Below are 22,139 nucleotides of genomic sequence, written 5' to 3' on the forward strand. Positions count from 1 at the left end.
GGCTTAGTCCTGATTGATCAGCAGATGGCGGATAAAGCCCACGTGCAGTTTGACGCCAATCTGTAGCACCTCTTCATCCAGCTTAAATCGCGGGTGATGTACATTGTACGTCGCCCCGATTGCCTCATTGCCACTGCCGATAAACAGGAAGCAGCCCGGCACAACCTGCTGATAAGAAGAGAAATCTTCACCACCAAACAGCGGATGCTCAATCTCTCTTAGTGCCTCTTGGCCCAGCGTGTTGGCAATCACCTGCCGCGCCACCGCGCAGGCGTCCGGGTGGTTATCGCCGTTGACATAGCCCGGCGTCCAGCGAATTTCGTGCTTCGCGCCATAGGACGAGGCGATGCCTGCTATGGTCTGCTCCATCAAAGCCGGGACTTGCTGGCGCACGCCGCTGTCGTGGGTGCGCAATGTTCCGGCTAGCCGCGCCCGCTCGGGGATCACGTTGTAGCTTTCGCCACCTTGAAAAGTCGCCACCGTCAGCACCGGCACGCGCAGCGGATCCAGCCTGCGCGACACCAGCGTTTGCAGCGCCATCACCATTTCCGCGCCAATCACTACCGGATCAATGCACAGCTGCGGCATCGAGCCGTGGCCGCCCTTGCCGTGGATAACAATGTCGAAGTTGTCGCTGGAGGCGCAGAACACGCCCTCTTTCAGGCCGACCTCCCCCGTCGGGTAGTTGGGCATGACGTGCAGGCCGAAAATCTGACTCACGCCGTCCAACACGCCCAAATTTACCAGCTCCTGCGCGCCGCCCGGCGGTAACTCTTCGGCATGCTGGAAGATGAATCGCACCGAGCCGTGCAGCTCGGACTGGCACTGGCTCAGCACCCACGCCGCGCCCAGCAGCATCGCCGAGTGGGCGTCGTGGCCGCAGGCGTGCATCACGCCCGGCACGGTGGAGCAGAACGGCTCGTCGGTTTCCTCTTGAATCGGCAAGGCGTCGATGTCGGCACGCAGGGCATAGGTCGGGCCGGGATGCGCCCCACGCAGCTCCGCCACCACGCTGTTTGGCGTCAGCCTTCTCAGCTCAAGATGCTCGAAGGTCGCCAGCTCATTGGCGATGTAATCCGCCGTGGCCTGCTCCTGAAACGACAGCTCAGGATGGGCATGGATATGCCTGCGCCAGGCGATAACTTTAGGTTTTACGTCTTGCAGCAAGCTTTCAAAACAGAGCGTCATCATCTCTTTCCTTAATCATTATCGTTAAACCACATCGCCCACCAAAGGCCGTGCAGCCTTGGCGAGCGGTAGGATCGCCACGCCCGCGACGACCATCGCCACGGAGAGAAAAATAAAGGGAGCAAGGTAGCTTTGGGTGACAGTTATCAGGTAACCCATGACTATCGGGGCGACGAAGCCGCCCAAGGTGCCGCCGGTGTTGATGATGCCCATGGCGGCGCCCATGATGTCCGTCGGCAGGCGCTTCATCGGCAGCGTAAACACGGTGACAAACGACGCCATCAGGAAGATGTAGCCGAGGAATAAAAACAGCCCGGCGGTCATCGCCGACGAGGTGGTGTACACCAGCCAGATGCACAGCGCGCTGAGCATCGAGCTACAAAAAACCACTTTTGGCTCCTTGCCCTGCATGTAGCGCCCCACCAGCCAGCCGGTGGCCAGCGAGGAGATCCAGATGCCCAGCCCGCCGGTGGCGACCACCAGACTTGAGGTTTCCAGCGACATGCCGCGATGCTGCACCAGATATTTCGGCAGCCACGCCATCAGGCCATAAGAGGGAATGTTGATGCAGAAGATGGAGATGAACAGCAGCACCACGATGGGATTTTTGAGCAAAGCGCGGTAACCGCCCTGCGTCTTATTTCGTAGCGGAGTGGCCGCCTGATCTGCCTTCGGCACGAAAATCACGATACAGATAGCAATTGCGAAGGCCAGCAGACCTAACACGGAAAACGAGCCGCGCCAGCCCAGTGAGTCGAGACTGTAGACTGCAACCAGCGGCCCGGCGGTCATCGCCAGTCCGGCAGAAGAGAGCAGGATGGACTGCGCAAAGGTGCGCTGCTCCAGTGGGAAATTCGCCACCACGGCTTTGGCGCATGAAGTTGGGTAACCCGAATGACCAACGCCCGCCAGAAAGCGGAAGCAAATCAGCAGGCCAAGGCCAAACCCAAGCAGGCCGAAGCACAGCGCGAAGCCTCCGAGCATAAACAGGGACAGGATCAGCACTTTTTTAAAGCCGATACGGTCATTGAGCCAGCCAGCGGGGATTTGAAACAGTGAGTAAGCCAGAAAGAAAATGCCGGTGATGTAGCCCAGTTGTTCCGGCTTGAGATTGAATTCCTTTTCAATTGGCAGCAACGCAAAGCCAATGACGGTTTTGTCGATATAAACCAACACGTAACCTATAAACAGCAAGAAAATCATTAAAGAACGATTTTTCACAGCTGATATCCTTTTTGTTATACCCATGAAGCACTTATCACGAGAGGGGGAGGCTCAGAAATGCGACGCGCGTCACTTTTTGAATAAATAACAGTGTGTTAGACGCTTCTTCCAGAACCTATCAGCTTTATTCTTGTGCCATAAGATGCAATTTTCAGCAGCATGATGCTTTTTCGGCATAGGGGCGTGGGGATGAAATATCTACCAAAATTACAGCAGTTGAGAACCTTCCAGCAGGTGATCCGCAGCGGCAGTATTCGCGGCGCGGCGCGGGCGATGAATCAATCCCAGCCTGCGGTAAGCCGCGCTTTGCGCGAGCTGGAGCAAGTGCTGGACACCCAGCTTATCGTGCGCGGCCATCAGGGGATGGCGCTGACCGAAACGGGCCGCGCCTTTGCCCAGCGCATGCAGTTTATTCTTGAGGAGCTGGAGCGAGCCGCGGCCGAGATTCAGCAGATGAATCACTTTTCGCAAGGCTCGGTGTCGATGGGCTGCTCGTCGCTGCTGGCCCTGACCGTCTTCCCTCCTCTGGCCGACGCCTTTACCGAGCAGTTCCCGCAGACCAAGCTGATGGTGAAAGAGGGGCAGCTTTCCATGCTGCTTCCCGCCCTGCGCGAGGGGCGTCTGGACTTTGCCGTGGGCAGCGCCGGGCCGGGATTGCCGCTGGAGGATTTGATTCGCGAGCCGCTGTTCCGCGCGCCCTTTGGGGTGCTGGCGCGGCGTGGGCATCCGCTGGCACAGGCAAAAACTTTGGAGGAGCTGCAAGAGGCGCGCTGGGTCCTGCCGGAAACGGATATGGGTTATTACCGCCAGCTACAGCTGACCATGGCGGCGTTTTATCAGGCCGGTCCGCCGCCATTGCGCACGGATTCGGTGGTTTGCGGGCTAAATATGGTGTTGCAGTCGGATTATCTGACCATTGTGGCGCGCGCGATGTACGCCCCTTTCCACTTGGAAGACAAACTCTGTTTGCTCGACATTGATAGCCTGCCGGAGGCGGAGTTCTGCGTGTTCTACTCGCAAAAATCGCCGCTAACCTTTGCGGCGCGGCGATTCTTAGAGTTATTGCGGCTGAAGTGTCAGCAGTACCCTTGGTAGAGGTTACTCTGCTTCGACGATTTCAAAGCTGTGGGTGATGGTGGCGGCTTTGCCCAGCATCAATGAAACAGAACAGTATTTTTCAGCGGACAGCGCCACGGCGCGCTCGACCACTTTGTCGGTCAAATCTTTGCCGCTGACAATGAAATGCAGGTTGATGCGCGTGAACAGGCGCGGTGCTTCTTCGCGGCGTTCTGAGGTCAGTTTCACTTCGCAATTGTGCACGTCATTGCGACCTTTTTGCAGAATCGACACCACGTCGATGGCGCTGCAACCTCCCGCAGACATCAGCAACATTTCCATCGGGCTTGGGGCCTTGTCGCCCGCATTGCCGTCCATCAGAACCTGATGTCCAGAGGCGGATTCACCCAAAAATGTCAGCCCTTCAACCCATTTTACCCGTGCCTGCATGTGCCTTACTCCTGATGCGTTTATGAAGCAGAATTTTCCCTCAGACTACTCTTTTAGAAAAAAACCGGCAACGTAACCCGATCGCCATCATGCTGAAGCGAGACAACAGAAGACACCCGCGCAAACCTGTGCTACAAACAAAGCCGTTACACACTGTTTCAGTAAATTGCGGTGATGGGTTTGTGGTTTTCACTCTGAAGCCACGGTGTTAACAGAAATATTCAGATTCTTGTTTCACTCCGACTCCCGCTTGCAGCATTGCTGGACAGTTCATATGCTAAAAGGGCGCGTATTTAAAGACGCCGTACAGGGAACTCTGAGCCCTGTGATTTTGGGCAGCGATAACAACAGAGGATAATAGCAAATGGTTCTCGGCAAGCCACAAACAGACCCTACTCTCGAATGGTTCCTGTCTCACTGTCATATACATAAGTATCCTTCTAAAAGTACGCTGATTCACCAAGGTGAAAAAGCCGAAACGCTTTACTACATCGTGAAAGGGTCGGTTGCCGTCCTGATTAAAGATGAAGAAGGCAAAGAGATGATACTTTCCTACCTTAACCAAGGTGACTTCATCGGCGAGTTGGGACTCTTCGAAGAAGGTCAGGAACGTAGTGCTTGGGTTCGTGCAAAAACTGCCTGCGAAGTGGCTGAAATTTCCTATAAAAAATTCCGCCAGTTGATTCAGGTTAATCCGGACATTCTGATGCGCTTATCCGCTCAGATGGCGACACGCCTGCAAGTAACCTCTGAGAAAGTCGGTAACCTGGCCTTCCTCGACGTTACCGGCCGTATCGCGCAGACCTTGCTGAACCTGGCAAAACAACCGGACGCGATGACTCACCCAGACGGGATGCAGATCAAAATCACTCGTCAGGAAATTGGCCAGATCGTGGGTTGCTCCCGCGAAACCGTTGGTCGAATTCTAAAAATGCTGGAAGATCAGAGCCTGATCTCCGCTCACGGTAAAACGATTGTCGTTTACGGCACACGTTAATTCCCTGAGAAACGGCGCGGCAGGCAACTGTCGCGCCGTTTTTATTGGAGCATGGGGACACTGATTGATAGCGCGTGTTAAACAGCAACGCATGAGATTGTGGCGTCGGTTTTTCTATCATCCCGAGGTCAATTACGCGCTACGCCAAACGCTGGTGCTGGCGATCCCGGTCGCTATCGGCTGGATGTTCGGCCAGTTGCAAATGGGCCTGCTGTTCTCGCTGGTGCCCGCCTGCTGCAACATCTCCGGCCTTGATACTCCGCACAAACGCTTTTTCAAACGCCTGATTGTCGGCGGCTCCCTGTTTGCATTCGGCAGCGTGATGCTGCAACTGATGCTGGTCGACTGGCACATTCCCCTGCCCCTTATCATGTTATCGCTGGCGCTGATTATTGGCGTGACCGGCGAGATTGGCCCACTGCACGCGCGTTTGCTGCCGGGTGCACTGGTTGCCACCATTTTCACCCTGAGCATGGCCGGGCTGGTGCCCATCTGGCACGCGCCGCTGCTGTATATCGTCGGTACCGCGTGGTACGGCCTGTTTAACTGGGTGTGGTTTAGGTTGTCGGAAGAGCAGCCGATGCGCGAAACCCTCAGCCAGCTTTATATGCAGTTGGCCGACTATTTCGAAGCCAAATACAGCCTGCTCACGCAACACACCGATCCGGAAAGCGCGCTGCCGCCGCTGCTGAAACGCCAGCAGCAGGTGATCGACCTGATAGCCCTGCTCTACCAGCAATTGCACATGCTGCCGCAGCAGGGGCATCATCAGCACAAGCGGCTGTTCCAGCGTTTTCAGGTGGCGTTAGATTTACAGGAGCACATCGCCGTCAGCCTGCATCTACCGGAAGAAGTGCAGAAGCTGGTGGAAGAGAGCCATGCCGAGGCAGTTATTCGCCGCAATGCGCAGGTGATCGCCGCCCGCCTGCGTGTGATCGCCGATGACATTCTCTATCACCGCCGCTCAGACCGTTTCAGCATGACCAATGAACTCGCGGCGCTGGAGAAAATTGCCTCGCGCTACCGCGATAACCCGGTCGGCCAGTTCTGCTATTACCACTTCAGCCGCATTGCTCGCCTGCTGCGCAACCAGCGCCCGCTCTACCGCCGTGACTTAATGCAGACACAAAACCGCCTGCCGTTCTGGCCTGCACTGAAAAGTTATCTCTCTTTTAAATCCGCCGCGCTGCGCAATGCCGCCCGCCTCGGCGTGATGTTGGCTATCGGCAGTAGCCTCGGGCTGTTTTTCAATTTGCCGAAGCCCTATTGGATATTGATGACGGTGATGCTAGTCAGCCAAAACGGCTACAACGCCACGCGGGTGCGGATCCAGCACCGTGCGCTTGGCACCTTGGTGGGCTTGTTAGTTGCTTCAGGGCTGTTGCAGTTGCAACTTCCCGAAAGCGTCACCCTGCTGAGCATGCTGGTGATCACCGTGGTGTCATACACCGTGCTGCGTAAAAACTACGGGCTGGCGACCATTGGTATCACGGTGACGGCGGTGTATACCCTGCAACTGCTGGCGATGAACGGCGCGCACTTCCTCGTCCCAAGGCTTATCGACACCCTGATTGGCTGCGCGCTGGCCTTCGGCGGCACCCTGTGGCTGTGGCCGCAGTGGCAGAGCGGACTGTTGCGGCAAAATGCCTATCAGGCGTTGGAGAGCGACCAAACCGCCATCCGCCTGCTGCTCGAGGAAGACCCTGATCCAGAGAAACTGGCTTATGCACGCATGAAGGTCAATCAGGCGCACAACGCGCTGTTTACCTCATTGAATCAGGCCATGCAGGAACCGGGCTTTAACTCGCGCTATCTGGCCGATATGCGCCTGTGGGTGACTCACAGCCAGTTTGTGGTGGAACACATCAACGCCATGACCATTCTGGCCCGCGAGCACTATATGCTGACTCCACAGCTGGCGATGGATTATGTCCAGCGTTGTGAAATCGCCCTGCAAAGCTGCCAGCAGCGCCTGACCTACGACGGCCCCAGCAGCGAAAACAGCCTGTTCGCCACGCCAGAATTGCACCCCGACATGCCAATCACCGAGATGGAACGCCACCTGCGCCGCGTGCTGTCCCACCTCAGCGTGATGCACACGATTTCGTCACTGGCGTGGAAACAGCGGCCTCATCATGGGGTTTGGTTGACGAGGCGCGTCAAAGCACGCCTTTAAAGTCGAAACATTGCGTTGCCGCCAAAACCTTGCGTTGCCACGCAAACTGGCCCAGAAGGCGCGTAAGCGCGCGCCCTCTGGACTCCCGCGCTTTTTATCGTTGTGTGATCGAGGCTGCGCAGGGTTGGAATGGACGTGTTTCAGCAGCCGCAGTGATCGTCGCGAAGTGCCGCCGCTTAGGCGGCTCCCTCAGTTCGGGTTTCGAGCCATAGGTCTCGAACCACTCCCTCGGCGTCACTTCTGAACGCGACTTACTGGCATTTACACCGTGCCGTTTCATATAGTTTTTGGTCCGTTTGAACTTGCTCCATCCCCTATTTAGGGGAGCAGAATAGCACTCCACTGAAACGGCACGGTTGAGAAACCAGTAGGCCGCGTTCAGGAGTGACGCCGAGCAAGAGGTGGAAAACCGCGTGGCTTTTTACGCGGGTTGTAATCCCGCAGCGAGGGAACCGCCTAAGCGGCGGCTCTTCGCGGCTGTCACAAAGGTGCCTGAAACAGGTCCATTCCAACCCTGCGCAGCCTCGGTCTTACAGCAGCGAAAACGCAGGATTCCAAAGGGTTTCGTTTAAAACCCTTTGGGCCAGTGTGGGCGGCGAGCCCACGGTCTTGACCTTAAAAGCGTCCGGCTCGCTTACGCCACCACCTTCCTAATGGCCTGCTTAAAGCGCTCCATCCCTTCGCTGATATCAGCAAACTCAATTACCAGCGATGGCGCGAAACGGATCACGTTCGGGCCGGCGACCAGTATCATTAAACCAGATTCGGCGGCGGCTTTGAGGAAATCACCGGCGCGGTTTTTATAGGTGTCGGCAAGCTCGGCACCAATCAACAGGCCTTGCCCGCGCACTGCTTTGAACAGGCCGAACTCTTCATTAATCGCTTCCAGCGCCTGAATGAATTTCTCACGGCGCTCGGTCACGCCGGACAGCACTTCGGGGGTGTTGATGATATCCAGCGCAGCACCGGCCACGGCGCAGGCCAGTGGGTTGCCGCCGTAGGTGGAACCGTGTTTTCCCGGCTCCATGACTGACGCCACTTCTTCAGTTGCCAGCATCGCGCTCACCGGGAAACCGCCGCCCAGCGCTTTTGCGGTGGTGATAATGTCCGGCTTCACGCCGTAATGCATATAGCTGAAGAGTTTGCCGGAACGCCCCATGCCGCTTTGAACTTCATCGAGCACCAACAGGGCCTGATGCTTATCGCACAGCTCGCGCAAACCTTGCATAAACTCTTGTGTGGCAGGGGTAACGCCGCCCTCGCCCTGCACCGGCTCGACCACGATGGCGCAGGTGTGGTCGTCAATCACGGCTTTCACAGCGTCGAGATCGTTAAACGGCACGTGGACGATGTCGGCAGGTTTTGGGCCGAAACCGTCGGAGTATTTCGGCTGACCGCCGACCGTCACGGTGAAGAAGGTGCGGCCGTGGAAAGCGTTGTGGAAGGCAATGATCTTGCTTTTATAAGGGCTGTGGCGATGGGCGGCGTAATAGCGAGCCAACTTAAAGGCGGCTTCGTTAGCTTCGGCACCGGAGTTGGCGAAAAATACGCGATCGGCAAAAGTCGCGTCGATCAGCTTCTGCGCCAGTCGCAATGCGGGTTCATTGGTGAAAACGTTACTCAGATGCCACAGGGTTTCGCCCTGCTCGTGCAACGCTTTCACTAACGCCGGGTGACAGTGCCCCAGCGCGGTGACTGCAATACCCGCCGCAAAATCAACATACTCGTTACCCTGCTGATCCCAAACGCGGCTGCCTTTCCCCTTCACCGGGATGAACTGCGCTGGTGCATAAACCGGCAAAATAGTCCGATCGTGATCTTGACGCGTTACCGCTGATTTTTCCGCCATTATTTACATCCCCTTCAAGACGTTGCCCGATATCACTTGTTGCGTATCAGCATGATGCAAAGAGATTCACAGCCGCGCGGGATGTGAAAATATAGTCATAAAATATGCATAATAAATCACCCACAAGCAAACGGAAATCTGCTCTGGCGGATAAGAAATTATCTGGGGGAAGTTAAGCTATTAAATCTTAAGAAAATTATCCAACAGCTGGTGGCCCTGCTCGCTGAGGATACTCTCCGGGTGGAACTGTACCCCGTGCAGCGGGAGCTGCTTATGGGCGATGCCCATGATCTCATCGGGCTGGCCGTCGCGCTCGGTCCACGCCGTCAGAGTAAAACAGTCCGGCAGGCTTTCACGAGTAACAATCAGCGAGTGATAGCGGGTGACGGTGAGTGGGTTGTTCAAACCACGGAAAACGCTTTCGCCGTTATGGCGAATCGGCGAGGTTTTGCCATGCACCGCCTGCCGCGCGCGCACCACCTGCCCGCCAAAAGCCTGCGCCATGGCCTGATGCCCAAGGCAGACGCCAAGGATCGGCAGCTTATCGGCAAAATGAGTGATGGCGGCGAGCGAGATACCCGCGTCGTCCGGCGTGCAAGGGCCGGGCGAGATAACCAGATGGGAAGGAGCCAGCTGCTCAATGTCGGCAAGGCTGAGTTGATCGTTACGTTTCACTAAAACGTCGGCACCCAGCTCGCAAAAATATTGATACAGGTTGTAGGTAAAGGAGTCGTAGTTGTCGATAAGCAGCAGCATGTCACAGGTATCCTACTGATTGGCAAAAAGAATCAGCTTTAGCCGCCTTCGGATATCCACAACAATTAACGCAATTCATTTTCGACCTGGCTCTCACCTAAACAAGTGCGGGCATTCTTGCACAAGCAGAAGGTATTGTGAAACCAGCCAGGCCGCTTCGCGTCAGTTTATTCGATTAAGGCGCGGCGACTGCCTCTCCCAAGGTGATAACCCGATTGGCGGAAGCAATGGTCGAAGGCCGGTGCGCCACGATGATGCGGGTGATCTGCAACTGGGAAATCGACTTGTTGATCACCTCTTCATTATCCAAATCCAGATGGCTGGTGGCTTCATCCATAAAAATGATATTCGGCTTGCGATACAAGGCGCGGGCAATCAATAGCCTCTGCTTCTGCCCGCCGGACAGCCCGCTGCCTAGCTCGCCAATCAACGTCTCATAGCCCATGGACATCTGCATAATTTCATTATGAATATTGCAGTAAACGGCGCAGGCCAGCATCAGTTCGCGATCCGGTTCCACATCAAAACTGACGATATTGTCGGCAATGGAACCGGAAAACAGCTTATCTTCCTGTAACACGCAGGAGATGCTTTCGCGGTAGTTGTTCACCCCAATCTTATTAATATCCAGCCCATCCGCCAGCACCGTCCCCTGAGTCGGCGCCAGCAGCCCGGTCATCACCTTCAGCAGCGTGGTTTTCCCCACCCCGGACGGGCCGACAATGGCAACGCTGTCTCCCGGCGTGATGTTAAAACTCAAATCGCTGAAGATTGGCCGCGACAACGGGTCATATTGAAAACTTAACCCTTTAATTTCAAAAGAGATAGGCTTGTTTGGCGGGAAAACCTGACGCGCCGGAGCTTCGGGTTCAGCTTCGGTAAATACAATGTCCGAGATCCTATCATTGTGCAGCGACAGCATGCGCAGTTGCAGGAACAGGTCGATCAGGTTGGAAGCGCGCCCGGAAAACTGCCCGCGATAGGCATTGAACGCCATAAACATCCCCAGCGTCATAGCGTTATCGACCACCATAACCGCGCCGAGCCAGAGAATGGCCACCTGATCAATGGCGGTAATAAAGGTGTTAACGCCGCTAAACAGCATAGTAAAACGGTTGAGGCGGATGCCGGTATTGGTGGCATCAATATTCAAATTCAGCCAAAAGCGCGAGCGTTTGTGGTTCAGACCCAAGGCCTTGATGGTGGCGACCCCGTACAAGGTTTCCATAAAGTGCGAGCCCGCCTTGGCGTCTTTGACAATCTTCTCCTCCGACAGGCGGCGGTAAAAATCGTAAGTCGCCAGACGCATAATGGCATATAGCGCAGTAAAGCCGACCACCACCCAGCACAGCCAGCCGCCGTAAGCCACCATCATGCCAATCAGGCCGAGGGTCATGATGCCGTCGATCACCCCACCAATAACGCTATTGGTAAAGGTGCTGCGGATGGTGTCCAGCGAGCTAAAACGCGACTGAATATCGCCAAGATGGCGCTTCTCAAAGAAGGAGAGAGGCAGGCGGATCAGGTGGTCAAAAAAGGAGTTTTTCCATTGGATATCAATCAGTGAGTCGATCACCAGTGATACCCAGCCACGCAGCATGCTGACAAAGGCGCTAAAAATTATCGCCGTCAACAGGCCGATACAGATAACAGAAAGCAGGCTGAGATCTTTGGCCTGAATCACGTGGTCGGTTACCAGCTGGGTACCCACCGGCGTCAGCAGGTTGATGGCTTCAATCACAATCGAGAGGAAGAATATTTTGGTCAGCGCGCCCTTTAAGCCCACCACGCTTTTGGCTAAGCCCATCAGCTTGACGCGCGTCTTCAGCGTCTCTTTCTGAAACTTGCTGTCCGGCCACAGCTCCAAGGCCACGCCGGTAAAGTGCTTGGACATGTCCTGATGAGAAATAATTCGCTTACCGAATGCTGGGTCGTGAATCACATAGCCGGAGCGTTTTACTTTCACTAGCACCACAAAGTGGTTCATATCCCAGTGCAATATGCAGGGCAGCTTCAGCTGCTTAATTTCATCCATGTCGAGCGCCAGAGAACGGCTTTTTAAATTCACCGCCGTGGCCGACTGGACAATGGCATTTAATGTTGCGCCGTGGCTGGAGACTGAAAATTTCTGGCGGAAATTAAACATGTCGATATTCAGGCCATAATAGCCACAAACCATCGCCAGACAGGCCAGTCCGCATTCCGACATTTCAGTTTGCAGAATATGCGGAACTTTTCTTTTAAATCCAAAATTCATTTTTTGGACAATGTAATCAAATGCGTTATTTTTCATCGACTGGGCCAGTTACGCTGTCTTTAATATTATAGAAAGGAGTAAACATCCATTGATATAAAGGCCGTTTTTCAAGGAAAACTATGGCTCTGGCTTTTAAACCGTGGGATAAATACATCATCTTGCCTTTATCGCTAAAGTCCGTTCGGTTAATAGAAACCAAAACTTTATAATAATTATCCGTCAGCTCGCCGCGCGGGTCGGTCAACGCCATGCTGTATTGCCCCAGCTCTTGTTTAGAGGCAGGCAATTTAGAGATAAGATCAATGGTGCCGGGGAATTGGCCGAATTTTTCCGACGGAAATGCGTCATAGCGAATATTAATGGCATCGCCCGTTTTGATATAAGGCAGGCTGCTGCTCGGCAGCCAAAGCAGCAGATAATATTTAATATCTTTGACCGGCAAGATTTGCGCCAGACTATGCCCGGAGCTAACCATCTGGCCGCTGGTGACGCTGAGTGACTCGACCACGCCGTCCGATTTAGCACTGACAATGACAGTTTCTCCGGCATCGGATTCAATCATCCTTCTGCGCAGATCGTTTAATTGATATTCGTTCTGAGAAATCTGATTATCAATTTCCGCAATTTGCGTTAGCAGATCGCTTTCTATTTTGGCGACTTGCAGCTCTTCTTGAATGGCCTGACTGTTTAGATTTTGGTAGCTACTTTGTTGCTGATAGAAAAGGCTACGTTGGTTAGTCAGTTGATCTTTATTAATTAATCCCCGAGTCAAATATTCTTCATAGTTTTTCAACCCCTTACGCATGCTCTCAACGCCCTGACGTGAGCTTTCTACTAATTTTCGGGTTTCTTTGTTTGACTCAGTATATTTCCTCAACTGACTCCTTAAATTTTTAGCCGTCACATGTCTATTCTGTTTTAAATGTTGGGTAATGGCTTCAAGATTGATAACTTGCTTTTCGAGCGCAATTTTCGTCTCGGCGCTAACATTGCCTGATGAGGTAGTGTGTGAGAGATCAATGGCATAGATTGGCTCGCCCTTTTTGATTTCATCTCCCACCTTGACATAGGTCTTGGTGATATAACCCTGTTGTGGCGCATAAATATTGACTGAATGGGGTAGTGTGATCACTTCACCACTGACATCAATGCGTCGCGAATAATCACAAAAGTAGAGAAAGCCGCAAATGAAAATAATAAATGCCAATGAGATCAGGCTAATTAACCAAGGGGAAACTCCAGCAAGTAACAAGGCTTTACCCTCCCATTGCTGCTTCTTATTTTCCAAGGCCTCTTTACGGAAAATCCCTTTCCTGTTCATTGTGTCCCTTAATGTTAACGATAAAATACTTCCATGTATAATCCCGCAATAAAACATAACACCGTGGTGATACCACCACGGTGTTAATTCGACTATCCTTGCGGTTGATAACCATTGTTTTAATATGAACCACAAAGATAATCGACTTTACTCACTACTATTAACGTGCTTCTGCAACAGCACCTGAAAGCGCGCCTAACAGAGCAGAGGTAGCAATAATCCCTGCATTAGTTTTTCCCTGCTCTTGAGTTCTATTTGCATGCGTTTCGTTTGTTAGTTTGTTAGTGAGGAGCACAGACAAGAAACCCGCCACAGCACCAATTCCAAGGCCAGCAAATGGACCCCAACCAGCACCAGACACTGCATTCATTTCTACAACAGATAGCTCTTTCATATAACTTCCTTATTAAATTTTAATTTAAACAGACCAAAAGCCTTGGTCTCCATACTTAACAGCGAGGGCTATAATAGACACCTCCCGTTTAGTGTAAATTAGCAATTCCAAAATGATTATTTTCTAGAATCTTAATGGCCTGTTGTAGTTATGCATCTCGCTTTCAATAATATGGGCAAGAGAGTTTTTATATTTATAATTGACTCCGCACGCCACTGATAATGTAGATAAATACTTCAGTAGAAAAAAACAAAGAAACTCTGAAAATGCTTGCCTTGTTAATCCTCTCTAATAATACCGTGGGTAAGTTTCCCACGGCATTGGTTCGTTTAACCTCATTAAAAATCGCTATTAACTAAGAGCAATCGCCATGAGTAATAAACGTTTATGCTTTCTACACTATTAACGTGCTTCAGCAATGGCGCCAGAAATTGCACCTAAAACTGTAGAAGCAGCAAGAGTGCCTAAATCATTTTGGTACTGTGAATGTGTTCTGTTCTCAGGCATCTGGTTGGTTACTTTAGCGATTAAAGACAAAGTCAAAATCCCTGAGACGAAACCTACTCCGGCTCCAGCCCAAGGTCCCCAGCCAGCACCTGAAACTGCATTCATTTCTACAACTGATAATTCTTTCATTTAATATCCATATTATTTATCGAAAAAAACATTAATCGATTTTTTATATAAATTGCCATCCTGAGTGCATAATAGTGATTATCCCTGACTGTATTCTTTATTTACCAGCCATACACATACTCTGCACAAAGTAGTAATAATAGTGGAACATTTCCCACCGGAAAGAGACTAGCAGAACAGCTTTTCATGAGTAAACTGATTTAAAGAAAAGCTCATCTCATCTTATAATTACCTAAGAAACCCATTAGATTTAATAATTATATTAACAATTTGTTGCCTTACGATTAAGTCTCTTCCCGGCCCTGAAACGGAGGCCGGGTTGAATTACAGCAATTACGGCTTATTGTTCTCTATTTCATGCACAGCGTGTTTGAATATTGCTGTTAATGGCTTTTCATCACCAAATACGGCTTTTTTATTGGCATCCAACCAATTGTCACGCTCGATACCCTTCCACTCAACGTCATAGCCAGCGTGAATAATCAGTTGCTCGAAGAAGATGCGCTGCGCCCGGCCATTGCCGTCGCGGAACGGATGCAGCAAATTGATCCCCGTGTAGTAATGGGCCAATTTCTTGCAGAACTGATCGTGGGGAAGATCAACCAAATAGCCATCATCTTCCAGCTCCTGCATCAGGTTATTGCCCTCTTTCTCGATATAGGGGAAGTGGCAGAATGGCGTGTCTTCTTTATAGATATCCATTTCGCGGAATTTCCCAGCCCACGGATAGATATCCTGAAACAGCGTCTGGTGAATAGCGCAAAGGTGTGGCAGGCCCATCTCGGGTTGCCCAAGGGAGATAGTGGCGGCTCGCAACGCGGTAAAGGCCATTTCAGCCTGTGCTAATCGATTTGCCTCGTGAATACCCAGTTTGTTTTCCAGCACATTGATGCCGGGGTAGAGATAGGGATCGACGCCCGTGCTCAGCTTATCGTTCATAGTGCCCCCTTAGGTCAGCCAGTCGCTGGGTTACCTGCTCCGGACTCAGGGTCACAAGCTCGATGTGCAAGCCATCCAGCAGTGAACTGGCTTGGAAATTGCGATTTTGGCGCTCTTTGAACAACTTCTCTTTCTGTTTCGCGGTCAGCTTGGTACTCATCTCAGACTCCTTAGCGTGGGTACGCTCGCTAGCGTATTTCTGAGGTAAGTATAGTCAGGGAAAGTGAGGGCCAAAAAAATGCCCGGCATTTGCAGGGCATTCTTAGAAAACGGTGGGATATGGCTTACTTTGCGCTACTTCTTGCGCCCGCCCATAATCGAGCCGAGCACGCCGCGCAGAATCTGTCGGCCTAAGTCTCGGGCCATGCTTTTCGCCGCCACCTGCACCACGCCGTCTCTTTTGCCACCGCGTGGGCCGGTCGAGCCGAAGAGGATCTCATTCAAGCTGCCCATTAAGCCGCCTCCGTCAGCCTGTGTTGCAGCGGGCTTTTGCGCCGCCGTGTTGTCAGGCTGCGCCACGGTACCAAAGCCCTGCGCCTGAATTTTTTCATACGCCGACTCGCGGTCAATGGCATCTTCATAACGGCCATAAAGCGGCGATTTGTTCAGCGCGCTGTTCATCCCTTCATCGCCGAGCATGCCCATTTTGGATTCTGGCGCGATAACCATTGCCCGCTCGACCACGTTCGGGCGTCCCTTCTCATCGAGGAAAGAGACCAGCGCTTCGCCTACGCCCAGCTCGGAAATCGCCGTTTCGGCATCAAATTTCGGGTTAGCACGCAAAGTCTGCGCCGCCGCTTTCACCGCTTTTTGGTCTCGCGGCGTGAAGGCGCGCAGAGCATGCTGTACGCGATTACCCAGCTGGCCAAGCACGCTGTCGGGAATATCCAGCGGGTTCTGGGTGACGAAGTAGATACCCACGCCCTTCGAGCGAATCAGGCGAACCACTTGCTCAATCTTGGTCAGCAGCGCGGCGGGAGCATCGGTGAACAGCAGGTGCGCTTCGTCGAAGAAGAACACCAGTTTTGGCTGCTCGGGGTCGCCCACTTCTGGCAGATGCTCGAACAGCTCCGCCAACAGCCACAGTAAAAACACGGCGTACAGTTTCGGCTGGTTGATTAGTTTATCCGCCGCCAGCAGGTTAATGATGCCCTGCCCGTTGGCGTCAGTTTTCATCAAATCCTTGATATCTAACATAGGTTCGCCGAAGAACTGGTTGGCGCCCTGTCCTTCCAGCGTCAGCAGCCCGCGCTGAATTGCGCCAATGGAGGCCGACGAAATATTGCCGTACTGGGTCTGGAACTGCTTGGCGTTGTCGCCGACCACTTGCACCATCGCGCGCAGGTCTTTCATGTCGAGCAGCAGCATGCCGCTGTCGTCGGCAATCTTAAACACCAGATTCAGCACGCCGGTTTGTACTTCGTTCAGATCCAGCAGGCGAGCCAGCAGCAGCGGGCCGAGATCTGACACCGTGGCGCGAATTGGATGGCCTTTCTCGGCAAAAATATCCCATGGAATAATGGTGCAAGCCTGCGGCTGCCAGTCGGTGATCCCAATGCCCTGAAGCCTTGCGTTCAGTTTGTCGGATACCACGCCCGGTGCGCCAATCCCTGACAAATCACCTTTTACATCGGCCAAAAATACCGGCACGCCGATACGCGAAAATTGCTCGGCCATGCGTTGAAGGGTCACGGTTTTACCCGTGCCGGTGGCGCCGGTGATTAAACCGTGGCGGTTAGCCAGCGCAGGCAGCAGCGTCAAATTCTGCGCGGGTTTGCCATCCTGCATGGCAACCGCGATCAGGCGGGATTCACTCATTTCATTATCCTTTGAACAGTGTTGGATTCAGGCACTGATTAAAACCTATAAGTCAGATGAATAAGCGTCAAGGAATCTGAATTTTTGGCATAAAAAAAGCCTCCGCGTGGGAGGCTTTCGCATGCTTGGTGCTGGCGTAAATTATGGCAGCACTTTGGCAGAAAGGATAACCACTGGCGTGGTTGGCACGTTCTGGTATGGACCTACGTTATCGGTTTTAACCTGAGCGATTTTATCTACGACGTCCATCCCTTTGATAACTTTACCAAATACCGCATAACCGAAGTCACGCTGGCCGTGGTCGAGGAAGGCGTTGTCGGCCACGTTGAAGAAGAACTGGCTGGTCGCGCTGTCTTTCTCAGAAGTACGGGCCATGGCGATGGTGCCGCGCAGGTTACGCAAGCCATTGTCAGCTTCGTTTTTGATTGGCGCTTTGGTCTGCTTCTGCTGCATGTCAGTGGTGAAACCCCCACCCTGAATCATGAAGCCCGGAATGACGCGATGGAAAATGGTGTTGTTGTAATAACCACTTTGCGCGTAATCGACGAAATTCTTCACAGAAACCGGTGCTTTAGCACTGTCGAGTTCGACTTCGATATTACCTGCGGAGGTCGTCAGCAGTACGTGTTGTTGTGCGGCAGCGAGTGCGGCAGGTGACAGCGCGGTGAGAGAGAGCAGCGCAGTGACGGTCACTAAAGTACGTTTAAACATGACGGTTCCTTTATCCAAAATACAAACAACTGTACCCGATAGATTTCAAGATGCAGCTAGGCGGCAGCCCGCGCGGCTTCAGCTCGAAATCTAACGGGATAAACCCATTGATTCTAAAGAGCCTATACCTACAGTGCCAGAGCTTTACTTTTATTTACGTATAGCTATGACCTGCCAAGTAAAAAAAAGTTTTGTCGGCTATCTCTCGCTTTGTGACATTGGTGGTTTTTTGACAACGCTATCCGGCTAAGATATAAAAAATGAGAGCGCTCTCATTCTTCATTTTAAATCACATATCACTGAATCACACTTTCAAAAAGGCAGGAGTCGAACATGAAAAAAATTGTCCTTTGCTGTGCCGCAGGAATGTCGACCAGTATGTTGGTTCAGCGAATGCTGAGTGAGGCGAAAACCCGCGAGTTGGACGTCGACGTACGCGCCGTGCCGGTGGCCGAGTTCGAACAGATTATTGGCGAAGCCGACGTCGTGCTGCTCGGCCCGCAAGTGCGCTATGAATTAGCCCGCCTGACTGACCTTGCCGCCCCACTCGGCAAGAAAGTCGCCGTGATAGACATGATGGATTACGGCACCATGCGCGGCGACAAAGTGCTGACTACGGCGCTGGAGCTTATCGGAGGTGCCCATGAGTCAGTTTAAAATCACCATCGTTGGCGGTGGCAGCAGCTATACGCCGGAGCTGGTCGAAGGCTTGATCCTGCGCTTTAACGAGCTGCCGGTCACCGAGCTGGCCTTAGTGGATGTTGAAGCGGGCCGCGAAAAAGTCACTATTATCTCTGAACTGACTCGCCGGATGCTGGCGAAAGCCGGGCTGGAGCACGTCAAAGTCAGCGTGCATTTCGCGCTAGATGACGCCATTCGCGACGCCAAATTCGTTCTCACCCAGCTGCGCGTCGGCCAGCTCCCTGCCCGCGCCGCCGACGAGCGCCTCGGCTTGAAGTATGGCCTGATTGGGCAGGAAACCACCGGCGTGGGCGGCTTTGCCAAAGCACTGCGTACCATCCCGGTGCTGCTGGAAATTGCTCGAAAAGTTGAAGAATTAGCGCCGGACGCCTTCATCATCAACTTCACCAACCCGGCCGGTATCGTCACCGAAGCCGTGGCCCGCCACAGCAAGGCCAAAATCATCGGCCTGTGCAACGTGCCCATCACCATGCATCACATGATCTCTAAAATGCTTGGCGCGAAAGATGAAGACATTCATCTGCAATTCGCCGGGCTGAACCACATGGTGTGGGTGCATCGCGTGCTGGAAAAGGGCAAAGACGTGACGCAAAAGACGCTGGACTTGCTGTGCGACGGCGCGACGCTGACCATGAACAACATCAAGGATCAGCCGTGGAAGCCCGAGCTGCTGCGCGCGCTGAGAGTGATCCCTTGCCCGTATCACCGCTATTTCTATCTGCCTCGCGCCATGCTGGAAGATGAGATTAAACAGGCCGCGGACGGCGGAACCCGTGCCGAAAAAGTGATGCAGGTGGAGAAAGAGCTGTTCGCGCTGTATGCCGATCCGAACCTGAATACCAAGCCTGAGCAGCTGAGTTTCCGCGGCGGCTCCTTCTATTCAGAAGTGGCACTGGAACTGATTCGCTCAATCCATAATAATCTCGGCACGCAAATGGTGGTAAATACATCAAATCACGGCGCTATTCATGGCTTACCGGATGACGCCGTGGTAGAAACCAACTGTATTATCGACGCCCACGGCGCGACGCCACTGGTGTTCGGGCGCTTAGCGCCGGTGCTGCATACGCTGGCGGATCAGGTGAAGACCTTTGAGCGCCTGACTATTGACTGCGCGGTGCACGGCGACAGACAAAGCGGCCTGCTGGCGCTGATGACCAACCCATTGGTCGGCGACGCCGTGCTGGCACAACAACTCTTCGATGAGGTTTTACAGCTCAACGCGCCGTATTTACCTCAATTTAGATAATTTCCCTGCCCCTGACTGGCGGGGCTACAGGAGCCAGTATGGTGACATTGGAAGACGTCGCAGCCTATGCCGGAGTATCCAGGGCCACCGTTTCTCGTGTGGTGAATGGCGACCAAAAGGTAAAAGCGGCCACGCGTGAAATCGTGGTTCGGGCCATCGCGATGTTGGGCTACAGCCCGCATCCGGCGGCCCGTGCGCTGGCGTCGAGCCAAAGCCACACGCTGGGGTTAGTCACCACCTCTTATCGCGGCGCGTTTTTTGGCGCGCTGATGGACGTGGTGCAAACCGAAGCCGAGTCGCAGGGCAAGCAGTTAGTCGTCACTCAAGGGCGTGACAGCGAGGAGAACGAACAGCAGGCCATTGCGCGGCTGTTCGGCTTGCGCTGTGACGGCCTGATCCTGCACGTGCGCCACATCAGCGATGAACGCCTGAAACAGCTGGCTCATGACAACAATCCTTTCGTGCTGCTTGACCGTCTGGTCCCCGGACTGGAATCTCGCTGCATCAGTTTCGACCACGCCCTCGCCAGCCGTATTGCTACCCAAATGCTGCTCGACGCCGGTCACCGGCAGATAGCCTGCATCAGCGGGCCGCTGCAACGCCACTCCGCCAAACTGCGCTGGCAAGGCTTCGCCGACGCCATGCAGCAGGCAGGAATTGCGCCGTTGGCGACGCTAGAGGGGGATTACAAGCTGGACAGCGGCTTCCGCCACACTGACACCTTATTACGCCAGCCGGTGAAGCCGACGGCGATTTACTGCTGCAACGAGGATATGGCGATTGGCGCCCTGCTGGCGATCAGCGAACACCGCCTGCGGGTGCCGGAAGACATTTCGCTGATTTGCTATGACAGCGGCGAACGCGCCGAGTTTGTCCGCCCGGCGCTGACCAGCGTGCATTTCCCTATCACCGATATGGCGCAGTTCGCCACGCGGCTACTGCTGGATGAGCTGTCGCTCGAGGGCGATATCCTCCACCAGCAGTTCCCACCGAAAATCGTCAGCCGCGACTCTATCGCGCCACCGCGCACTGACGCGCAGGCCGTCTAACTGTTGAAGTTAACCGACTCGGTTTTCTGCAAATGGATCACCGTCTGCGCGGGCTGCGTCTCGGCAATCACCACCCCACGGCGGATGGAATAGCGCACCGGCGTTTGGCGGCGCACGGCGTCGAATCCGCTCTCAGCCGGGAGGATCACCAGATTGGCTTCATTGCCGCTTTTCAAGTTATAGCCTTGAAGATTCAGGGTTTTGGCGCTGTAAGTGGTGATTAACTTCAGGCCGTCGTCAATCTGCTGGTAACCCATCAGCTGGCAGACATGCAGCCCCATGTGCAGCACTTGCAGCATGTTGGCGGTGCCCAGCGGATACCACGGGTCAAACACGTCATCATGGCCGAAACAGACGTTAATTCCGGCGTCGAGCATCTCCTTCACCCGCGTCACGCCGCGACGTTTCGGGTAAGTGTCAAAGCGACCTTGCAGATGAATATTCACCAGCGGGTTGGCGACAAAGTTAATGCCGGACATCTTCAGCAGGCGGAACAGCCGCGAGGTGTAAGCCCCGTTGTAAGAGTGCATCGCCGTGGTGTGGCTGGCAGTAACGCGCGCGCCCATATTTTCGCGCAGGGCGAGTGCCGCGACGGTTTCCACAAAGCGCGACTGTTCGTCGTCGATTTCATCGCAGTGTACATCGATAAGCTTGTGGTACTTTTGCGCCAGCGCGAAGGTCTTGTGCAGCGACTCCACGCCATATTCGCGAGTAAATTCGAAATGCGGAATGGCTCCCACCACGTCGGCTCCCAACTTCAATGCCTCTTCCAGCAAGGCTTCGCCATTGGGATAGGACATGATGCCTTCCTGCGGGAAAGCGACGATTTGCACGTCGACCCAAGGCGCGACCTCGGCCTTTACTTCCAACATGGCTTTCAGCGCGGTCAGCGTCGGGTCAGAGACATCCACGTGAGTTCGCACGTGCTGAATGCCGTTGGCAATCTGCCACTTGAGGGTCTGCCACGCCCGCGCCTTGACGTCTTCGTGGGTCAACTGCGCCTTGCGCTCGGCCCAGCGTTCAATGCCTTCGAACAGGGTGCCAGACTGGTTCCACGCAGGTTGCCCGGCAGTCTGGGTGGTATCGAGATGAATATGCGGCTCGACAAACGGCGGGATCGCCAGCCCGCCCTGCGCATCCAGCACGCCCTCGGTCTGCCCATTCCCCTGCGGCTGACTGGTGATTTGGCGAATGCGCCCGCCTTCGATTTGAATCTGCCACAGCCCGTCGGCGTAAGGCAGTCGAACGTTTTTGATAGTTTGCAAACTGGTCTGAGTCACCGGTTACCTCGCTGAGATTTTGATGTTCTTTGCCAACAATAGCCCAAACCCGCCCGTTGGGAATCCTATTACTTGAGTCAGCGCACG

At 53.8% G+C, this 22,139-nt stretch carries 20 protein-coding genes; 6 read left to right on the forward strand and 14 right to left on the reverse strand.

The window, feature by feature from the left end:
* Nucleotides 1–3: 3 nt before the first annotated feature.
* Entirely contained in the window at nucleotides 4–1,191 is a 1,188-nt protein-coding gene (locus tag GEAM_RS16920) for an amidohydrolase (protein ID WP_324254572.1), read from the reverse strand.
* 21 nt (nucleotides 1,192–1,212) lie between these two features.
* The gene (locus GEAM_RS16925; protein ID WP_034793760.1) at nucleotides 1,213–2,409 is read right to left on the reverse strand and encodes an MFS transporter; all 1,197 of its coding nucleotides are present in this window, start codon (nucleotides 2,407–2,409) and stop codon (nucleotides 1,213–1,215) included.
* Nucleotides 2,410–2,601: 192 nt separating this feature from the next.
* Between GEAM_RS16925 and GEAM_RS16930 the strand changes: the two genes are divergently transcribed.
* On the forward strand, nucleotides 2,602–3,507 hold the full coding sequence (locus tag GEAM_RS16930; protein ID WP_034793763.1) for a LysR substrate-binding domain-containing protein: 906 nt from the start codon (nucleotides 2,602–2,604) through the stop codon (nucleotides 3,505–3,507).
* A 3-nt stretch (nucleotides 3,508–3,510) separates the two neighbouring features.
* Here the strand turns inward: GEAM_RS16930 and GEAM_RS16935 are convergent, their stop codons facing one another.
* Nucleotides 3,511–3,918 (reverse strand): OsmC family protein, encoded by a 408-nt coding sequence (locus GEAM_RS16935; protein ID WP_034793766.1) that lies wholly within the window; start codon nucleotides 3,916–3,918, stop codon nucleotides 3,511–3,513.
* Nucleotides 3,919–4,282: 364 nt separating this feature from the next.
* Between GEAM_RS16935 and crp the strand changes: the two genes are divergently transcribed.
* Complete coding sequence (gene crp / locus GEAM_RS16940) at nucleotides 4,283–4,915, forward strand: cAMP-activated global transcriptional regulator CRP (RefSeq protein ID WP_034793770.1); 633 nt, start codon at nucleotides 4,283–4,285, stop codon at nucleotides 4,913–4,915.
* Nucleotides 4,916–5,012: 97 nt separating this feature from the next.
* A complete protein-coding gene (locus GEAM_RS16945; protein ID WP_034794117.1) occupies nucleotides 5,013–7,091 on the forward strand; it encodes a YccS/YhfK family putative transporter in 2,079 nt (692 codons plus the stop codon).
* A 634-nt stretch (nucleotides 7,092–7,725) separates the two neighbouring features.
* On the opposite strand, the gene argD is transcribed toward GEAM_RS16945, so the two are convergent.
* The 10 genes from argD to ppiA all read right to left on the reverse strand — a co-directional run bounded on the left by argD (nucleotide 7,726) and on the right by ppiA (nucleotide 17,772).
* A complete protein-coding gene (argD, locus tag GEAM_RS16950; protein WP_034793772.1) occupies nucleotides 7,726–8,943 on the reverse strand; it encodes a bifunctional acetylornithine/succinyldiaminopimelate transaminase in 1,218 nt (405 codons plus the stop codon).
* A gap of 177 nt (nucleotides 8,944–9,120) precedes the next feature.
* Nucleotides 9,121–9,696 carry an aminodeoxychorismate synthase component II gene (locus GEAM_RS16955; RefSeq protein ID WP_034793773.1) on the reverse strand — a complete coding sequence of 192 codons (576 nt, stop codon included), beginning with the start codon at nucleotides 9,694–9,696 and terminating at the stop codon, nucleotides 9,121–9,123.
* Nucleotides 9,697–9,871: 175 nt separating this feature from the next.
* Nucleotides 9,872–11,989 carry a peptidase domain-containing ABC transporter gene (locus GEAM_RS16960; protein ID WP_034793774.1) on the reverse strand — a complete coding sequence of 706 codons (2,118 nt, stop codon included), beginning with the start codon at nucleotides 11,987–11,989 and terminating at the stop codon, nucleotides 9,872–9,874.
* Nucleotides 11,979–13,274, reverse strand: coding sequence for an HlyD family secretion protein (locus GEAM_RS16965; protein WP_034793776.1), 1,296 nt, complete (start codon nucleotides 13,272–13,274; stop codon nucleotides 11,979–11,981). Before GEAM_RS16965 ends, GEAM_RS16960 begins: the two co-directional genes overlap by 11 nt.
* A 160-nt stretch (nucleotides 13,275–13,434) precedes the next feature.
* A complete protein-coding gene (locus GEAM_RS16970; protein ID WP_034793778.1) occupies nucleotides 13,435–13,668 on the reverse strand; it encodes a hypothetical protein in 234 nt (77 codons plus the stop codon).
* A 402-nt stretch (nucleotides 13,669–14,070) separates the two neighbouring features.
* Nucleotides 14,071–14,304, reverse strand: a complete 234-nt coding sequence (locus GEAM_RS23170; RefSeq protein WP_128124388.1) for a hypothetical protein — start codon at nucleotides 14,302–14,304, stop codon at nucleotides 14,071–14,073.
* A 333-nt stretch (nucleotides 14,305–14,637) separates the two neighbouring features.
* A complete protein-coding gene (locus GEAM_RS16975; protein ID WP_034793779.1) occupies nucleotides 14,638–15,243 on the reverse strand; it encodes a putative adenosine monophosphate-protein transferase Fic in 606 nt (201 codons plus the stop codon).
* A complete protein-coding gene (locus tag GEAM_RS22840) occupies nucleotides 15,233–15,403 on the reverse strand; it encodes a YhfG family protein (RefSeq protein ID WP_072009918.1) in 171 nt (56 codons plus the stop codon). The genes GEAM_RS16975 and GEAM_RS22840 overlap by 11 nt, the downstream gene beginning before the upstream one ends.
* A 134-nt stretch (nucleotides 15,404–15,537) precedes the next feature.
* Entirely contained in the window at nucleotides 15,538–17,061 is a 1,524-nt protein-coding gene (locus GEAM_RS16980; RefSeq protein ID WP_034793781.1) for a helicase HerA-like domain-containing protein, read from the reverse strand.
* A gap of 141 nt (nucleotides 17,062–17,202) precedes the next feature.
* The gene (gene ppiA, locus GEAM_RS16985; protein WP_034793783.1) at nucleotides 17,203–17,772 is read right to left on the reverse strand and encodes a peptidylprolyl isomerase A; all 570 of its coding nucleotides are present in this window, start codon (nucleotides 17,770–17,772) and stop codon (nucleotides 17,203–17,205) included.
* Nucleotides 17,773–18,105: 333 nt separating this feature from the next.
* Here ppiA and GEAM_RS16990 point away from each other — a divergent pair, with 333 nt between their 5' ends.
* From GEAM_RS16990 to GEAM_RS17000, 3 genes are read left to right on the forward strand one after another with little or no spacing between them, the layout of a single operon-like run.
* Complete coding sequence (locus tag GEAM_RS16990; RefSeq protein WP_034793790.1) at nucleotides 18,106–18,429, forward strand: PTS sugar transporter subunit IIB; 324 nt, start codon at nucleotides 18,106–18,108, stop codon at nucleotides 18,427–18,429.
* Nucleotides 18,416–19,723, forward strand: a complete 1,308-nt coding sequence (locus GEAM_RS16995) for a 6-phospho-beta-glucosidase (RefSeq protein ID WP_034793792.1) — start codon at nucleotides 18,416–18,418, stop codon at nucleotides 19,721–19,723. The genes GEAM_RS16990 and GEAM_RS16995 overlap by 14 nt, the downstream gene beginning before the upstream one ends.
* Nucleotides 19,724–19,761: 38 nt before the next feature.
* Nucleotides 19,762–20,772, forward strand: coding sequence for a LacI family DNA-binding transcriptional regulator (locus GEAM_RS17000; RefSeq protein WP_034793793.1), 1,011 nt, complete (start codon nucleotides 19,762–19,764; stop codon nucleotides 20,770–20,772).
* On the opposite strand, the gene GEAM_RS17005 is transcribed toward GEAM_RS17000, so the two are convergent.
* Nucleotides 20,769–22,052, reverse strand: a complete 1,284-nt coding sequence (locus GEAM_RS17005; protein ID WP_034793798.1) for a cytosine deaminase — start codon at nucleotides 22,050–22,052, stop codon at nucleotides 20,769–20,771. The genes GEAM_RS17000 and GEAM_RS17005 overlap by 4 nt on opposite strands.
* Between the last annotated feature and the right edge of the window lie 87 nt (nucleotides 22,053–22,139).

Source organism: Ewingella americana ATCC 33852, from assembly GCF_000735345.1.
GTDB classification, from domain to species: Bacteria; Pseudomonadota; Gammaproteobacteria; order Enterobacterales; family Enterobacteriaceae; genus Ewingella; species Ewingella americana.

Coding starts and splice junctions, on each gene's coding strand:
- ppiA (WP_034793783.1), bottom strand. CDS start 17,772: ATGTTTAAACGTACTTTAGTGACCGTCACTGCGCTGCTCTCTCTCACC.
- GEAM_RS16980 (WP_034793781.1), bottom strand. CDS start 17,061: ATGAGTGAATCCCGCCTGATCGCGGTTGCCATGCAGGATGGCAAACCC.
- GEAM_RS16965 (WP_034793776.1), bottom strand. CDS start 13,274: ATGAACAGGAAAGGGATTTTCCGTAAAGAGGCCTTGGAAAATAAGAAG.
- GEAM_RS16920 (WP_324254572.1), bottom strand. CDS start 1,191: ATGATGACGCTCTGTTTTGAAAGCTTGCTGCAAGACGTAAAACCTAAA.
- GEAM_RS22840 (WP_072009918.1), bottom strand. CDS start 15,403: ATGAGTACCAAGCTGACCGCGAAACAGAAAGAGAAGTTGTTCAAAGAG.
- GEAM_RS17000 (WP_034793793.1), top strand. CDS start 19,762: ATGGTGACATTGGAAGACGTCGCAGCCTATGCCGGAGTATCCAGGGCC.
- GEAM_RS23170 (WP_128124388.1), bottom strand. CDS start 14,304: ATGAAAGAATTATCAGTTGTAGAAATGAATGCAGTTTCAGGTGCTGGC.
- GEAM_RS16955 (WP_034793773.1), bottom strand. CDS start 9,696: ATGCTGCTGCTTATCGACAACTACGACTCCTTTACCTACAACCTGTAT.
- crp (WP_034793770.1), top strand. CDS start 4,283: ATGGTTCTCGGCAAGCCACAAACAGACCCTACTCTCGAATGGTTCCTG.
- GEAM_RS16935 (WP_034793766.1), bottom strand. CDS start 3,918: ATGCAGGCACGGGTAAAATGGGTTGAAGGGCTGACATTTTTGGGTGAA.
- GEAM_RS16995 (WP_034793792.1), top strand. CDS start 18,416: ATGAGTCAGTTTAAAATCACCATCGTTGGCGGTGGCAGCAGCTATACG.
- GEAM_RS16970 (WP_034793778.1), bottom strand. CDS start 13,668: ATGAAAGAGCTATCTGTTGTAGAAATGAATGCAGTGTCTGGTGCTGGT.
- GEAM_RS16975 (WP_034793779.1), bottom strand. CDS start 15,243: ATGAACGATAAGCTGAGCACGGGCGTCGATCCCTATCTCTACCCCGGC.
- GEAM_RS16930 (WP_034793763.1), top strand. CDS start 2,602: ATGAAATATCTACCAAAATTACAGCAGTTGAGAACCTTCCAGCAGGTG.
- GEAM_RS16990 (WP_034793790.1), top strand. CDS start 18,106: ATGAAAAAAATTGTCCTTTGCTGTGCCGCAGGAATGTCGACCAGTATG.
- GEAM_RS16960 (WP_034793774.1), bottom strand. CDS start 11,989: ATGAAAAATAACGCATTTGATTACATTGTCCAAAAAATGAATTTTGGA.